Origin of the sequence: Variovorax atrisoli (assembly GCF_014195185.1) — a bacterium.
GTDB lineage: Bacteria > Pseudomonadota > Gammaproteobacteria > Burkholderiales > Burkholderiaceae_C > Variovorax > Variovorax atrisoli.
The window spans coordinates 1076849-1090431 of the sequence record NZ_JACIBG010000001.1 but is presented as its reverse complement, the minus strand read 5'-3'; the positions used below and the strand labels follow the sequence as shown (position 1 = coordinate 1090431).

Annotated in this window: 15 protein-coding genes; 7 read left to right on the top strand and 8 right to left on the bottom strand. The window is 68.4% G+C overall.

Translation table 11 applies throughout. The features are described 5' to 3' along the window. Positions 1-5: 5 nt before the first annotated feature. The 4 genes from FHY06_RS05195 (at position 6) to FHY06_RS05180 (ending at position 3223) form a co-directional block, all read left to right on the top strand. Positions 6-1073, top strand: a complete 1068-nt coding sequence (locus tag FHY06_RS05195) for a branched-chain amino acid ABC transporter permease (RefSeq protein WP_126182047.1) — start codon at positions 6-8, stop codon at positions 1071-1073. Beyond that, positions 1070-1954 (top strand): alpha/beta fold hydrolase, encoded by an 885-nt coding sequence (locus tag FHY06_RS05190; protein ID WP_184603704.1) that lies wholly within the window; start codon positions 1070-1072, stop codon positions 1952-1954. Before FHY06_RS05195 ends, FHY06_RS05190 begins: the two co-directional genes overlap by 4 nt. 65 nt (positions 1955-2019) lie before the next feature. Beyond that, complete coding sequence (locus FHY06_RS05185; protein WP_019652312.1) at positions 2020-2526, top strand: DUF1993 domain-containing protein; 507 nt, start codon at positions 2020-2022, stop codon at positions 2524-2526. Between the two features lie 133 nt (positions 2527-2659). Then, positions 2660-3223, top strand: coding sequence for a thioredoxin family protein (locus FHY06_RS05180; protein ID WP_184604129.1), 564 nt, complete (start codon positions 2660-2662; stop codon positions 3221-3223). Between the two features lie 10 nt (positions 3224-3233). Here FHY06_RS05180 and FHY06_RS05175 read toward each other — a convergent pair whose 3' ends face one another. Genes FHY06_RS05175 through hemH form a run of 3 tightly spaced genes read right to left on the bottom strand, consistent with a single transcriptional unit; the run spans position 3234 to position 6231 of the window. Continuing rightward, the gene (locus tag FHY06_RS05175) at positions 3234-4343 is read right to left on the bottom strand and encodes a hypothetical protein (protein WP_132751251.1); all 1110 of its coding nucleotides are present in this window, start codon (positions 4341-4343) and stop codon (positions 3234-3236) included. Beyond that, positions 4340-5188: a class I SAM-dependent methyltransferase gene (locus FHY06_RS05170; protein WP_019652315.1), complete on the bottom strand. Its 849-nt coding sequence runs from the start codon at positions 5186-5188 to the stop codon at positions 4340-4342. Before FHY06_RS05170 ends, FHY06_RS05175 begins: the two co-directional genes overlap by 4 nt. Further along, positions 5185-6231, bottom strand: coding sequence for a ferrochelatase (gene hemH, locus FHY06_RS05165; RefSeq protein ID WP_184603702.1), 1047 nt, complete (start codon positions 6229-6231; stop codon positions 5185-5187). Before hemH ends, FHY06_RS05170 begins: the two co-directional genes overlap by 4 nt. Before the next feature lie 15 nt (positions 6232-6246). Between hemH and FHY06_RS05160 the strand changes: the two genes are divergently transcribed. Further along, positions 6247-6993, top strand: coding sequence for an HAD family hydrolase (locus tag FHY06_RS05160; RefSeq protein WP_132751249.1), 747 nt, complete (start codon positions 6247-6249; stop codon positions 6991-6993). 124 nt (positions 6994-7117) lie between these two features. Here the strand turns inward: FHY06_RS05160 and FHY06_RS05155 are convergent, their stop codons facing one another. Then, a complete protein-coding gene (locus tag FHY06_RS05155) occupies positions 7118-7423 on the bottom strand; it encodes an NIPSNAP family protein (protein WP_126182041.1) in 306 nt (101 codons plus the stop codon). 139 nt (positions 7424-7562) lie between these two features. Here FHY06_RS05155 and FHY06_RS05150 point away from each other — a divergent pair, with 139 nt between their 5' ends. Then, positions 7563-8204, top strand: a complete 642-nt coding sequence (locus FHY06_RS05150; protein WP_132798071.1) for a LysE family translocator — start codon at positions 7563-7565, stop codon at positions 8202-8204. A 19-nt stretch (positions 8205-8223) separates the two neighbouring features. Here the strand turns inward: FHY06_RS05150 and FHY06_RS05145 are convergent, their stop codons facing one another. Genes FHY06_RS05145 through hpnC form a run of 4 tightly spaced genes read right to left on the bottom strand, consistent with a single transcriptional unit; the run spans position 8224 to position 11552 of the window. After that, positions 8224-8532 (bottom strand): hypothetical protein, encoded by a 309-nt coding sequence (locus tag FHY06_RS05145; RefSeq protein ID WP_184603700.1) that lies wholly within the window; start codon positions 8530-8532, stop codon positions 8224-8226. A gap of 4 nt (positions 8533-8536) precedes the next feature. Next, the gene (gene hpnE, locus FHY06_RS05140) at positions 8537-9799 is read right to left on the bottom strand and encodes a hydroxysqualene dehydroxylase HpnE (RefSeq protein ID WP_184603698.1); all 1263 of its coding nucleotides are present in this window, start codon (positions 9797-9799) and stop codon (positions 8537-8539) included. A 2-nt stretch (positions 9800-9801) separates the two neighbouring features. Beyond that, on the bottom strand, positions 9802-10641 hold the full coding sequence (hpnD, locus tag FHY06_RS05135) for a presqualene diphosphate synthase HpnD (protein ID WP_145758615.1): 840 nt from the start codon (positions 10639-10641) through the stop codon (positions 9802-9804). Beyond that, positions 10638-11552 carry a squalene synthase HpnC gene (hpnC, locus tag FHY06_RS05130; protein ID WP_184603696.1) on the bottom strand — a complete coding sequence of 305 codons (915 nt, stop codon included), beginning with the start codon at positions 11550-11552 and terminating at the stop codon, positions 10638-10640. Before hpnC ends, hpnD begins: the two co-directional genes overlap by 4 nt. Before the next feature lie 150 nt (positions 11553-11702). Between hpnC and FHY06_RS05125 the strand changes: the two genes are divergently transcribed. Continuing rightward, complete coding sequence (locus tag FHY06_RS05125; RefSeq protein WP_126182355.1) at positions 11703-13547, top strand: potassium transporter Kup; 1845 nt, start codon at positions 11703-11705, stop codon at positions 13545-13547. Positions 13548-13583: the final 36 nt, after the last annotated feature.

The window sequence follows — 13583 nt, the reverse complement described above, 5'->3', positions numbered from 1 at the left end:
ACCACATGTTCCTGAAACGACTTCTCTCCAACGACATGCCCCGCAGCCGCCTGCTGGCGGTGCTGCTGATCGCGGTGTTCGTCGCGCTGGCCTTCGCGCCGTTCATCTTCCCGGGCGTGAAGGCGCTGAGCGTGGCGGCCAAGATTCTGGTGTTCGTGGTGCTGGTGGCCAGCTTCGACCTGCTGCTAGGCTACACGGGCATCGTGAGCTTCGCGCACACCATGTTCTTCGGCATCGGTGCCTACGGCATCGCCATCTCCGCCTCGCGGCTCGGGCCCAACTGGGGCGCGGTGCTCGTGGGGCTGGGCGCTTCGCTGGCGATCTCGCTGGTGCTTTCGTTCGCCATCGGCCTGTTCTCGCTGCGGGTGCGCGCGATCTTCTTCGCGATGATCACGCTGGCCGTGGCTTCGGCCTTCCAGACGCTGGCCTCGCAGATGTCGGACTTCACCGGCGGCGAGGACGGCCTCACCTTCAAGCTGCCCGAGCTGATCTCGCCGAGCTTCGAGTTCGCCGAAGAGCCTTTCCTCGGCGTCTCGCTCGACGGCCGGCTGCTTTGCTACTACCTGCTGTTCGTGGCGGCGGTGGTGCTGGTGCTGGCGCTGCTGCGCATCGTGAACTCGCCCTTCGGCCGCGTGCTGCAGGCGATCCGCGAGAACGAGTTCCGCGCCGAGGCCATCGGCTACCGCGTGGTGGTCTACCGCACCACGGCCGCGGTGCTGTCGGCGCTCTTCGCCACGCTGGCCGGCGCGATGCTCGCGATCTGGCTGCGCTACAACGGGCCCGACACCTCGCTGAGCTTCGAGATCATGATCGACGTGCTGCTGATCGTGGTGATCGGCGGCATGGGCACCATCTACGGCGCGGCCATCGGCGCGGTGCTCTTCGTGGTGGCGCAGAGCTACCTGCAGGACCTGCTTCGCATCGGCAACGAGGCCGCAAGCGGCCTGCCATGGCTGGCCGCGCTGCTGTCGCCCGACCGCTGGCTGCTGTGGCTGGGCCTGCTGTTCGTGCTCTCCGTCTATTACTTTCCCACCGGCATCGTCGGAAAACTGCGAGCAAGGGCAGCGCGATGAGCGACAACCAGATTCCACTTTCCCGCTACGCCCGGCTCGCGGGCCGCGAGATCCACTGGCTCGAATGGGGCGCGCCCGAGGCGCCCGTGGTCATCGCCTGGCACGGCCTCGCACGCACGGGCCGCGACATGGACGAACTGGCCCAGCACTTCGCCTCGCGCGGTTTCCGCGTGATCTGCCCCGACACCATCGGCCGCGGCCTGAGCCAGTGGAGCCCGCTGCCCGACGAGGAATACACGCTCGCGTTCTATGCGCGCATCGCCAACGCGCTGTGCGACGAGCTGCGGCTGGGGCGCGTGCATTGGGTCGGCACCTCGATGGGCGGCGCCATCGGCACCGTATGCGCCTCGGGCCTCTTCGAGCCGCGCATGAAGGCGCGCATCGCGAGCCTGGTGCTCAACGACAACGCGCCGGAGCTGGCGCAGCCCGCCATCGAGCGCATCCGCGCCTACGCGGGCAATCCGCCGGCCTTCGACACGGTGGCCGAGCTGGAGGCCTTCTTCCGCACGGTCTACAAGCCCTACGGCTGGCTCAGCGGCGCGCAGTGGCGCCGCCTGACCGAGACCTCCACGCGCCGCCTGCCCGACGGCCGCGTGACGCCGCACTACGACCCGGCCATGGTCCGGCAGTTCAGCGCACACGACAACGACTACCTGATCTGGCCGCACTACGACGCCATCGAGGTGCCCGTGCTGTGCCTGCGCGGAGCCGAGTCCGACCTGGTGCTGCCCGGCGTGGTCGAGGAAATGAAGCGGCGCGGCCCCGGCGTGGCCGGCAGGCTGCAGGTGATCGAAGTTCCTGCCTGCGGTCACGCGCCCGCGCTCAACGTGCCCGAACAACTTGATCCCGTCGAGGGGTTTATCCGGGCGGCCGGCCGCTGAGGCTGCGGCGGCGTGACAATCGCCGCCCACCTCAACCACAAGGCCGAGACAAGGCCTCGAACACCATGGCGCTCTCGATGTACGACCTGTCCGTGCCTGTCTTCACGCGCGGACTCGGCCAGCTCACCCATATCCTCGACAAGAGCCTCGCGCATGCGAAGGCCAACGGTATCGACCCGGCCTCGCTGGTCGATGCGCGGCTGGCGCCCGACATGCTCACGCTGGTCGGCCAGATCCAGCGTGCGAGCGATGCCTCCAAGCTCGGCACGGCCCGCATCGCCGGCATCGCGGCGCCGAGCTTTCCCGACGAGGAAAAGACCTGGGACGACCTGGTCGCGCGCATCGCGAAGACACACGACTTCCTGGCCGGCGTCGATCGCGCCCTGATCGACGGCCACGAGGATCGCGCCGTGACCATCAAGACCCGCGAAGGCGAGGCGACCTTCACGGCGCAGCGCTACCTGCTGCAGTTCGCGCTGCCGAACTTCTTCTTCCACGTGACCACCGCCTACGACGTGCTGCGCCACAAGGGCATGCCCATCGGCAAGCTGGATTACCTGGGCAAGTTCTGATCCGGGCAGGCCGTCACGCCGCCGGGACAAACTTCAAATTGCCGTGACACATGCGCACGCGGGGCGTGCGCCGCGAACAATCGCGCCTGACCGCTTTCGGTCTGACACTCGAGCGAGGTTCGCGATCATGAAGATGTTGTCCAGAAGGGCGTTCTCGGGGCTCGCCATCGGCTCCTCGGCGCTCGCGGCCGCTGCGGGCGGCGCATGGCCGGTGCGCACCGCGCTGGCTGCGTCGCCGGGCCTGCGGGACTACGGCAAGGCGCCCGAATTCACGGGCATCGACAAATGGCTCAACTCGGAGCCGCTCACAATGCAGGGCCTGGCGGGCAAGGTGGTGCTGGTCGATTTCTGGACCTACTCCTGCATCAACTGCATCCGCACGCTGCCCTACGTCGTGAGCTGGTACGAGAAGTACAAGGAGCGGGGCTTCGTGGTGGTGGGCGTGCATTCGCCCGAGTTCGCCTACGAGAAGTCGACGCGCAACGTGCAGGACGCGATCCAGCGCTTCGGCATCCGCTACCCGGTGGCGCAGGACAACGGCTTTGCTACCTGGAAGGCCTACAACAACCAGTATTGGCCGGCCTTCTACCTGGCCGACAGCAACGGGCAGGTGATGCGGCAGCACTTCGGCGAAGGGGAGTACGCCGAGATGGAGGCCGCGATCGAGGCGCTGCTGGCGCGCAGGCCGCCGGCCTGAATCAGCGGCGCTACTTCGCCGACTCGATGATGCGCCGCACCGCCGCCTTGCCCACTGGCGTGAGCACGGGGTCGAGCTCGGTGTAGGGCACTTCGATCTCGATCTCACAACCGTTGCCGTAGGCGGGCTGGGCGAAGCGCATGCCCTTGGCTTCCAGCGTGAGGTCGTAGTAGGCGCCTTCTTCGTAGTTCGACCGGCAGTTGTCCTCGGCCTTCGAGGGATCGATGCCCGCATGGCGGAACAGGAAGCGGCGCAGCTTCGGTGTCATCGAGGCGCCTCCGGTGCCGGATATCCGGCCTTCGGCCGGGCGGGCCTTCGACAGCGAGCGCAGTCCGAACCAGGACCACGGGTCGATCTGCCTGCCGGTCTGCAGGTCCCATGTGCGGTAGAACCATGAGATGCCCGAGCGGCCCATGCCGGCCGCCCAGGTGTAGTTGCGGATGCTGAGCCACTGCGAGGTCCAGTACTCGGGGTCGGCGGTGTTCTCGTCCTCCGCCGGCACGCCGACGCGGCCGAGGAACTCGCGGCGCTTGTCGAAGTATTCCGTGACCGCGTCCTTGCTGGTGTCGAAGTCGCGCCGCAGTTCGCGGTTGATGGCCGCCAGCGTGGGCTCGGGGCCGGAGAGCTCGATGGTTTCCTGTCCGGCGAAGCGCAGCCGGCGGAAGCTGCGGCCGGCGGCGAACTCCTCCTTCTTTCCGATCTCGATCTTCGGCGGCGTCTCGAGCTGGCCTGCATAGCCTTCGCTTCCGCAGGCCCTGTCGCCGCCCGTGGCGTCGGCAAGGTCGAGCTTGATCGGCAGCGTGACGGGTGTTCCTTTCACGCTCTTCCAGGTGCCGGTGAGCGTATTGCCCCTGGCCGGCTCGAGCGACCAGAGGCCGGTGTCGCCGGTTTCGTGCCAGAAGCTGTCCTTCTCGATGCGGCTCAGCGGAATCGGCTTCTTGTACTGCCTGTAGAAGTAGCTCCCGCTCGGAAACTCCGCGTTGAAGCAGGCCACGATGGCCTTGGTGCCGAGCGTGCCTTCCCATACGCCCTTGGGTACGTCCGCGGTTGCGGCCGGGCAGGGCAGCAGGTGCAGCAGCGGGATCAGGCCGGCGAGGCACCGGGCGCGGAGATGTTTCATGGCTTGCGGGCGGAGATGGAATACATGAGCGGAATGCGCGGCATGCCCTCGGGCGGTGCCATGCGGCGCCCGCCGATGTCGCGCATGCCCTCGAAGGGCTTCCAGCCGTTGGCGTACGGATACTCGTCGAACTGCTCGATGACGAGGCCGGCCTGCGACAGCGCGGTCGTCACCTGGCCCACACCCCAGGTGAACTCGAAGCTCGGGTGCGGGTTGCTGAAGTTCTCCACGCCGCGCTCGTAACCTTCGCGCACCAGGCCGTCGCCGGACTCCGCCACGTAGTCGCCCACGCCCTCTTCGGGCACGGCGGCGTCGTTGAAATAGTCGTAGTGGAACTTCCAGGCCGGATCGAACACCAGCGCGAAGGGGTGGAATTCGACGATGACGAAGCGCCCGCCGGGCTTGAGCATCTGCGCCACGCCGCGTGCCCATGCAGCGATGTCGGAGAGCCAGCAAAGCGTGCCGTACGAACAGAACACGATGTCGAAGCGCTCGCCGCGCACCTGTGCGTCACGGAAGTAGTCGTAGACGTCCGAGCGCACGAAGCGCGCGGCAATGCCCGACTGCAGCGATAGCCGCGCTGCGAAGTCGACGGCTTCGTCGGAGATGTCCACGCCCGTCACGTCGGCGCCCAGACGCGCGATGCTCAGGCTGTCCTGACCCGCGTTGCACTGAAGGTGCAGCACCGACAGGCCCTTCACGTCGCCGAGCAGGCCGGCTTCTTCGGGAAAGAGCGTGGAGCCGCCTTGGCGGAAGAAGGTGGCCTGGTCGCCCTTGTGGCTGTTGTGCGCGACGGTGGCCGCGTTCCATGAGAGCCGGTTGGCTTCGTGCAGGTCCTTCTTCATCGGGCTGCGGGCACCGTTTGCGTGGGCCAGCCGGCGAGGTTGCGTTCGGCGATGCCCGCGAGCGCGGTGATCCATGCGGGGCTGTCGTTCAGGCAGGGGATGTAGCTGAAGGCTTCGCCTCCCGAGTGCAGGAAGGCTTCGCGGCCTTCCATGGCGATTTCTTCCAGGGTCTCGAGGCAGTCGGCCGGAAAGCCCGGGCACACCACGTCCACGCGCTTCACGCCGGACGCACCGAGCTCGCGCAGCGTAGGCTCTGTGTAGGGCTCCAGCCACTTGGCGCGGCCGAATCGCGACTGGAAGGTCACGCGGTGCTGCGAGTCCGACAGGCCCAGGCGCGCGGCGAGGAGACGGGCCGTTTCGAGGCACTGCGCCTGGTACGGATCGCCCAGCGCGATGTTGCGTGCGGGAATGCCGTGGAAGCTCATGAGGAGCACCTGGCCGCGGCCTTCGGTCTTCCAGTGCTTCTCGATACTCTGCGCGAGCGCCTCGATGTAGGCCGGGTCGTCGTGGTAGTCGTTGACGAAGCGGAATTCGGGCACGCGGCGCTGCCTGCTGCTCCAGGCGTTCACCGCGTCGATCACGCTCGCGGTGGTCGTGCCCGAGTACTGCGGATAGGCCTGCAGCACCAGCACGCGGCCGACGCCTTCGGCCTGCAGCGCGTCGAGCCGCGAGGCGATGGAAGGGCTGCCGTAGCGCATCGCGTCGCGCACGGTCGCGCGATGGCCGCGCTCCCCGAGCCAGCCGGCCAGCAGGGTGGCCTGCTTCTGCGTCCACACCTTCAGCGGCGAGCCTTCGCGCATCCAGATGCTCGCGTACTTGGCGGCCGACTTGGCCGGGCGCGTGCGAAGAATGATGCCGTGCAGGATCAGCGCCCACAGCGCCTTCGGGATCTCGACCACGCGCGGGTCGCCCAGGAAGTCGGCGAGGTAGGGGCGTACCGCGGCGGCGGTGGGGGCGTCGGGAGAGCCCAGGTTGCACCAGAGCACTGCGGTGCGAAGGGAACCGGGGGTACTCGGAGTGGCGTTCTCTTGGATCGAAGGCATGCGGTATTCTGCGGCATGACTTCCGCTTCCCCGGTGCCAGCGGGCGCCGCGCCTCTCGATCTCAAGCCTCTCGAGCTCAAGCGCATTTCGGCGATCTCACTGGACCTCGACGACACCCTCTGGCCGATCTGGCCCACCATCGAACGCGCCGAGGCCGTGCTGCACCAGTGGCTGCTGCGCGAGGCGCCCAAGACCGCCACGCTGCTGATGACCCCGGGCATCCTGCGCGAGCTGCGCGAAGCCACTGCCAAGGAGCGTTCCGACCTCGCGCACGACCTGAGCGCGCTGCGCCGGGAGTCGATCCGCACCGCACTCACCCGCGCGGGGGAAGACCCGGCGCTGGCCGAACCGGCCTTCGATGCCTTCTTCGCCGAGCGCCAGCGCGTGACGCTGTACGACGACGCGCTGCCCGCGCTGAAGTGGCTCAGTGAACGCTATCCGCTGGTGGCCATTTCCAACGGCAACGCCGACATCCACAAGACGGGCGTCGGCCGCTGGTTCCGCACCGCCTTCAATGCGCGGGCCTTCGGCAGCGGCAAGCCGCACGCGCCCATCTTCCGCGCCGCCGCCGCATCGGTCGGCCTGCTGCCCAAGGACGTGCTGCACGTGGGCGACGATGCGGAGCTCGACGTGGTCGGCGCGCTCAACGCCGGCATGCAGGCCGCCTGGCTGGTGCGCGACGAACGCCCCTGGGTGCACGGCGCGCGGCCGCAGCTGATCGTGCCGAACCTGCACGCCCTGTGCATGGCGCTCGACGGCTGAGGCGCCACCAGTCCGACAAGAGCCGCGCGCCTTTCAAAACCCCGCGGAACCGGCTTTGCCGGGCCGCAGGTGTCGCACCCTGCAAGGGGGCGTCGCGAAACGAAGTGCGCGAAGCCTTGGGGGGTCAGCCGAATACAGGTCGGAAGAAGCTGCGTTCGTAGCTGAGGATGCAGCGCGTCTCCTCCGCGTACTTGAAGGCGGCCTGGCACTCCGCGTCCTGCATCGAATCGGCGCGGTACTTTTCGTAGTCGGCCAGGCTCGGGAAGCTGAACATCGCCAGCGCGACGTTGTTCGTGCCTTCCGAGGGCAGGAAGTAGCCGTGGTGCTTGCCGCCGAACTTCTCGACGAGCGGGATCCAGAGCCTGCCGTAGTGCTCGAATTCCTTCAGCTTGTAGGGATCGACGATGTAGCGCAGGTAGCAGGTGACCATGAGGGATGTCTTTCGGGATGCAGGTCGGGGAGTGGTGAGGGGTATTGCTCGCGGCGTCTGCGGCCGCGCGCGGGGCTGACTATAGTTTCCCGGCTGTTGTCCCACCCTCCGCGGCCTCGCGCCGGACAGGAAACCCGAAGTGCATCTCTCCAACTGGCTCATCTTCTGCGGCGTCACGCTGCTCGTTGCGTTCACCCCCGGACCGGCCGTGCTGCTGGCGGTCTCGAACTCGATGAGCGTGGGCCCGCGACGGGCGATGATCAGTTCGCTGGGCAATGCGGCGGGGCTCTTCATGGTGTCCGCTGCCGCCATGGCCGGGCTGGGCGTGGTGCTCTCCACCTCGGCCCATGCCTTCATGGTGCTGAAGCTGGCTGGTGCGGCCTACCTGATCTACCTGGGCATCAAGCAGTGGCGCAGCCAGGGCAGCGTGTTCGCCGACGTGCAGGGCGGCCAGGGCGGCGCGGCACCGCGATCGAGCTGGCGCCTCTTCGGCCACGGGATGACGGTAGCGCTGACCAACCCCAAGGGCATTCTTTTCTTCTCCGCGCTGTTCCCGCAGTTCCTCACGCAGGACGCGCCGATGCTCACGCAGTTCGCGGTACTGACCGGCACCTTCGCAGCAGCGTCGGTGATCGCGCATTCGTTCTACGTGCTGCTGGCGCGCCTGCTGCGCAAGCAGCTTTCCGACGTGCGCCGCACGCGCATCTTCAACAAGGTGTCGGGCGCGGCCTTCGTGCTGCTGGGGCTGAGCCTGCTGAGACTGCGCAACAAGGCAGCCTGAGCCCGGCCTTCCTTCTGCTTCAGTCGATCCCGAAGCGTTCGCGCAGCGCCGCGCAGAAGTCGGCGGTGCCGCTGATCGAGAGGGTGATGGTCTCGTAGCGCGGATCGTCCTCGCTCGATTCCTGCAGGTCGTAGTCCCACGTGCCGCCGTCTTCGAGGGCGCCGCGCGCATCGGGAAACGCGGCCTCGGCCCACGCGAGCACCTGCGCGACTTCGGCCCGCACCTCGGGTGTCTTGTCGGGCGAGGTCGATGCCATGGCGTCGAAGGTGCCGTGGCCCTCGGTGTCCTCGCTGTAGTCGAAATCGAGGTAGCGCAGTTCGGTCGTCATGTGGTCAATCCAGTGATCTGGCGGCGGCGAGACCGCTGAGCACCGCGCCTTCGAGCGTGGCGGGGTAGGGGCCTTCGACGTAGTCGCCGCAGGCCTGCAGGCCCGGTGCGATGGTCGAGGGCGGCCGCGCGAGGCCGGGCGTGCAGGCGAAGGTGGCGCGTTTCTCGATCACCGTCTGCACCAGCTCCAGATTCGACTGGCCCAGCTGGGCTTCGGCCTGCGCGATGACCTGCGCTTCCAGCACCTCGCGCGACGCCTCGTTCGCGCTCACCACCATCGCGAGCACGCCCTGCAGGCCGCCGAGCTGGCTCCTGTCGAAGGCGAACTGGGCCGGTGCCGTGGCCGGATCGCTGCGAAGCGCGAGCATCGGCTCGGCCAGCGGCTTGGCGCCGCGCACGTAGACTGTCGCGATGGCCTCGAAGCGCAGCGCCTCGGTGGTCTCGCACCAGCGGTCCGCCGGCAGGCCCGAGCTGCGGACAAGGCGCGCCGCGTCCCATGGCGCGCAGGCCAGCACGACCCGATCGAAGGCTTCACCATCGAGCAGCCACTGCCCCGCCTTCGATGCGATGGCACGCACGCGCGTGCCGATGTGTACCTGGGCGCCGTGCTGCCCCATCCAGTGGATCGCGGCGTCGGGCAGCAGCGCTCCGAGATCCGCCCGCGGCAGCAACAGGTCGGCGCCGCCGCTTCCGCTGAAGAGCGCGTCATTCAGCACACGCAGGAAGACTTCGCCGCTCGACTGCGCGACGGGCGTATTGAGCGCGGAAACGCAAAGCGGTTCGATCAGCTCCCGCATCACGCGCGGAGTGAGCCCGGCGCAAAGATCGGCAACCGTCGCGGCGCGGCCGCAGCGAAAGCCCGAGAGCCTCCAGCCGATGGCGGTGCGCAGCAGCGACGACTTGTCGCGCCACGTCCAGCCCCGCGCCGTGAAGATGCCCGCCAGCAGATCGAGCGGCGCAGGCAGCCGCGGCAGCTTCAGCCCGCCGCCGTCGGCGAAACGCAGCGAAAGAGGCAGCCGCAGCAGCGCGCCTTCGACGTCGACGCCCACATCGCGCATCAGCTGCAGCGTTGCGGTGTATGCGCCGATCAGGATGTGCTGGCCGTTGTCCAGGGCCAGCCCGTGCATGTCGTCGACCCGCCGCGCCCGCCCGCCCGGCGTGTGCGCCGCCTCGAACAGCGTCACGGCATGGCCGAGCCGCGTGGCCTCCACCGCACAGGCGAGGCCGGCCCAGCCGGCGCCGATGACGGCGGTCTTCTTCTTGCTCAAGCTCAGATGCGTCCGAGGGCCTGGACTTTCCAGGCCAGCCAGAACTTGCGCACTGGCGTCAGACTCACGCGCTGGTTGAGCACCTGGAAGTTGTCGCGTTCGATCTCGCGCAGCAGGGTGCGGTAGATGCTGGCCATCATCAGGCCGGGCTTCTGCGAGCGGCGGTCGGCCAGCGGGAGGAGGGCGAGCGCTTCGTCGTAGGCGGCGTGGGCGCGCGCGGCCTGGAACTTCATGAGTTCGACGAAGCGCTCGGAGTGCACGCGGTTCAGGATCTCGTGCGCCTTCACGTCGAACTTCTGCAGCTCGTTGACCGGCAGGTAGATGCGACCGCGCATGGCGTCCTCGCCCACGTCGCGCAGGATGTTGGTGAGCTGCAGCGCCAGGCCCAGCTTGTGGGCGTAGGCGGTGGTCTGGGCTTCGGTCTGGCCGAAGATGCGGGCGGCGACCTCGCCGACCACGCCAGCCACAAGGTGGCAGTAGCGCGCGAGGCCCTGGAAGTCGAGGTAGCGCGTCTGATCGAGGTCCATCTGGCAGCCGTCGATCACCTCGTTGAGCTGGCGCGCCTCGATGCCGTAGGCCGCGGCGTGCGGCATCAGCGCCTGCATGACCGGATGGCGCGGCGTGCCCGCGAAGGACTGCGAGACCTCGGTGCGCCACCAGGCGAGCTTGGTGGCGGCCACGCCCGGGTCGCTGACCTCGTCGACCACGTCGTCGACCTCGCGGCAGAAGGCATAGAAGGCCGTGATCGCGGCGCGGCGCGGCTTGGGAAGGAACAGGAAGGCGTAATAGAAACTGCTGCCCGAGGCGGCGGCCTTGTCTTGCACGTATTGCTCGGGGGTCATCGGGGAGGCGCTGCTTTCATGGGGCGTGATTGTCTCCGCATCCGCACGGCCTTCCAGAGCAGCACCGGAGCGTCGAGCTTGCCGATGGTGGGGCGCTGGCTGAAGGTGTCGAAGCCCAGCTCCTGGATCTTGTCGAGGATGCGCAGTCCCCCCTGCACCACGAGGCGCAGCTCCCAGCCGGCGCGACCGGGCAGCCGGTGCACAAGCGGCGCGCCCTCGGTCATGAGCTCGCGCGCCCAGTAACACATCACTGCTATGAGATTGATAGCTTCCTGCGGAGGCTCCGCGCGCGAGAGCGGCGCGAAGACCTTGAAGTTCTCGGGCGAGAGGCCGCGCCGGTCGCAGTCGGTCAGCGGAAAGTAGAAGCGGCCGCGCGGCAGGTCGACGCTCGGGTCCTGCCAGAAGTTGATGAGCTGCAGCGCGCTGCAGATGGCGTCGCTCTGCGCCAGGGCCTGTGCGTCATGCACGCCGTACAGGTGCAGCAGGAGGCGCCCGACGGGGTTGGCGGAGCGGCGGCAGTAGTCGAGCAGCTCGGCGCGGTCGGCGTAGGTGCTGCGGTCGCGGGTCTTCTCGATGTCCTGCACGAAGGCGCTCAGCAGGTCGGCGAGCAGGCCTTCGGGCAGGCCATGGTGGGCGATGCTGTGGGCCAGCGGGCCGAAGACGTGGGGCCAGCGCGATTCGGGCAGCACTTCGCCGCGGGCTGCGGCTGCGAGTTCTTCCCGGTAGGCGTGCAGGTCGGCCAGGCGCTCGGCGGGCGAGGCGCTGCCTTCGTCGGCGATGTCGTCCGCGGTGCGCGCGAAGTGGTAGATCGCCGCGATGGGCGGGCGCAGGTGCGGCGGACATAGCCACGAGGCTACGGGAAAGTTTTCGTAGTGCGCCGGCGGCGCGGCGTGTTGGGGAGTGGCGGACACGCCACGATTGTCAGCCACGATGCAATGCCCCGGCACTATGCTCGCAGCGTCGCCACTACGAACTCCCGCTTCATGAAAGCATCCGCTCCGGCTTCCGGGCCACAGGTTTCAGCGTACGGCGAGGCGGCGCACCCGGCGGGGCCGGCGCTCATGGTCGCAGCGCTGGGCGTCGTGTTCGGCGACATCGGCACCTCGCCGCTGTACGCCTTCAAGGAGACGATGAACCCCGAGCACGGCGTGCCGTTCACGCCCGATTCGGTGCTGGGCCTGCTCTCGCTGATCTTCTGGGGGCTGATGTTCGTGGTCACGCTGAAGTACGTGGTGTTCGTGCTGCGCGCCGACCACGACGGCGAGGGCGGCATCCTGGCGCTGCAGGCGCTCGCGCGAAGCGCCGTGTCTGGGCCTAAGACGAAGCCCTGGGTGTGGAACGTCATCGGGCTGCTGGGCCTCGTGGGCGCGGCCATGTTCTACGGCGACAGCCTGATCACGCCGGCCATCTCGGTGCTGTCGGCGGTCGAGGGGCTGGAGGTGCAGGCGCCGGTGCTGCAGCGTGCGGTGCTGCCGATCACGGTGGCGATCCTGATCGCGCTCTTCATGGTGCAGAAGAAGGGCACCGGCACGGTGGGCAAGATCTTCGGGCCGGTCATGCTGCTGTGGTTCATCGTGCTGGCGGCGGCCGGCGCGTGGCAGGTGCTGCAGCAGCCCCAGGTGCTCGCCGCGCTCGATCCGCGCCGTGCCCTGGGCTTCCTGGTCGAGCACCGGGCGCAGTCGCTGGCGGTGCTGGGCGCGGTGTTCCTGGCCTTCACGGGCGGCGAGGCGCTGTATGCCGACATGGGGCACTTCGGCGCCCGCCCGATCCGCCTTGCGTGGCTCTTCATCGCGCTGCCGGGCCTGGTGCTCAACTACTTCGGGCAGGGCGCGCTGGTGCTGGCGAACCCGGCGGCCATCGACAACCCGTTCTTCCGGCTCTTTCCCTCGTGGGGCGTGCTGCCGATGGTGGTGCTCGCCGCGATGGCGACGGTGATCGCCTCGCAGGCGGTGATCTCGGGCGCGTTCTCGCTCACGGCGCATGCGATGCGCATGGGCTACCTGCCGCGCATGCGGGTGATCCAGACCTCGGGCACGGCCATCGGGCAGATCTACGTGCCGACGGTCAACTGGCTGCTGATGGTGGGCGTGCTGCTGCTGGTGCTGGGCTTCAGGAGCTCGGGGGCACTGTCGGCGGCCTACGGCATCGCGGTGTCGATCACCATGGTGACGACCACGCTGCTGGCCGGCATCGTGGCCTGGGGGCTGTGGCGCTGGAACAAGGTGGCGGTGGTGATCGGCGTCGCGGCCTTCGCGGTGGTCGACCTGACTTTCGTGATCGCCAACAGCCTGAAGGTGGCCGAGGGCGGCTGGCTCACGCTGGCCGTGGCGGCTGTGGTGATGGTGCTCTTCACCACCTGGGCGAAGGGGCGCCGGCTGGGCCTGGAAGCGGCCGCCGCCGAGAGCCTGCCGCTGCGGCCCTTCGTCGAGTCGCTGGCGCAGCACATGCCGCACCGGGTGAGCGGAACGGCCGTGTTCCTGAACCCCGACGCCACGGCGGTGCCGCATGCGCTGCTGCACAACCTCAAGCACAACCAGGTGCTGCACGAGCAGGTGATCGTGCTGCGCGTGCTGGCCTGCGACACGCCGCGCGTCGACGCGCGCATCCGCATCGAGGCCGAGCAGCTGATGGAGGGCATCTGGATGGTCACGGCGCGCCACGGCTTCATGGAGCGGCCCGACGTGCCGGAATTCATCCGCATCCTGGCCTACCAGAAGACGCTGGCGATCGATTCGATGAAGACCTCGTACTTCGTCTCGCGCGCCTCGGTGGGCGAGGAGAACCTGCCGGGCATGAACCCGGTCCGGCGTGCGCTCTTCGGCTGGCTGCAGCGCAATGCGGGACGGGCATCGGACTACTTCGAGCTTCCTGACAACCGCCTCGTGGAGATGGGCCAGCGCACCTAGATTTTTTCGGCGGGCGGGCGTCCTAGTGACCAACGG

Coding starts and splice junctions, on each gene's coding strand:
- FHY06_RS05170 (WP_019652315.1), bottom strand. CDS start 5,188: ATGAAGAAGGACCTGCACGAAGCCAACCGGCTCTCATGGAACGCGGCC.
- FHY06_RS05190 (WP_184603704.1), top strand. CDS start 1,070: ATGAGCGACAACCAGATTCCACTTTCCCGCTACGCCCGGCTCGCGGGC.
- FHY06_RS05180 (WP_184604129.1), top strand. CDS start 2,660: ATGTTGTCCAGAAGGGCGTTCTCGGGGCTCGCCATCGGCTCCTCGGCG.
- hemH (WP_184603702.1), bottom strand. CDS start 6,231: ATGCCTTCGATCCAAGAGAACGCCACTCCGAGTACCCCCGGTTCCCTT.
- FHY06_RS05195 (WP_126182047.1), top strand. CDS start 6: ATGTTCCTGAAACGACTTCTCTCCAACGACATGCCCCGCAGCCGCCTG.
- FHY06_RS05160 (WP_132751249.1), top strand. CDS start 6,247: ATGACTTCCGCTTCCCCGGTGCCAGCGGGCGCCGCGCCTCTCGATCTC.
- FHY06_RS05185 (WP_019652312.1), top strand. CDS start 2,020: ATGGCGCTCTCGATGTACGACCTGTCCGTGCCTGTCTTCACGCGCGGA.
- FHY06_RS05125 (WP_126182355.1), top strand. CDS start 11,703: ATGGTCGCAGCGCTGGGCGTCGTGTTCGGCGACATCGGCACCTCGCCG.
- hpnD (WP_145758615.1), bottom strand. CDS start 10,641: ATGACCCCCGAGCAATACGTGCAAGACAAGGCCGCCGCCTCGGGCAGC.
- FHY06_RS05155 (WP_126182041.1), bottom strand. CDS start 7,423: ATGGTCACCTGCTACCTGCGCTACATCGTCGATCCCTACAAGCTGAAG.
- FHY06_RS05175 (WP_132751251.1), bottom strand. CDS start 4,343: ATGAAACATCTCCGCGCCCGGTGCCTCGCCGGCCTGATCCCGCTGCTG.
- FHY06_RS05145 (WP_184603700.1), bottom strand. CDS start 8,532: ATGACGACCGAACTGCGCTACCTCGATTTCGACTACAGCGAGGACACC.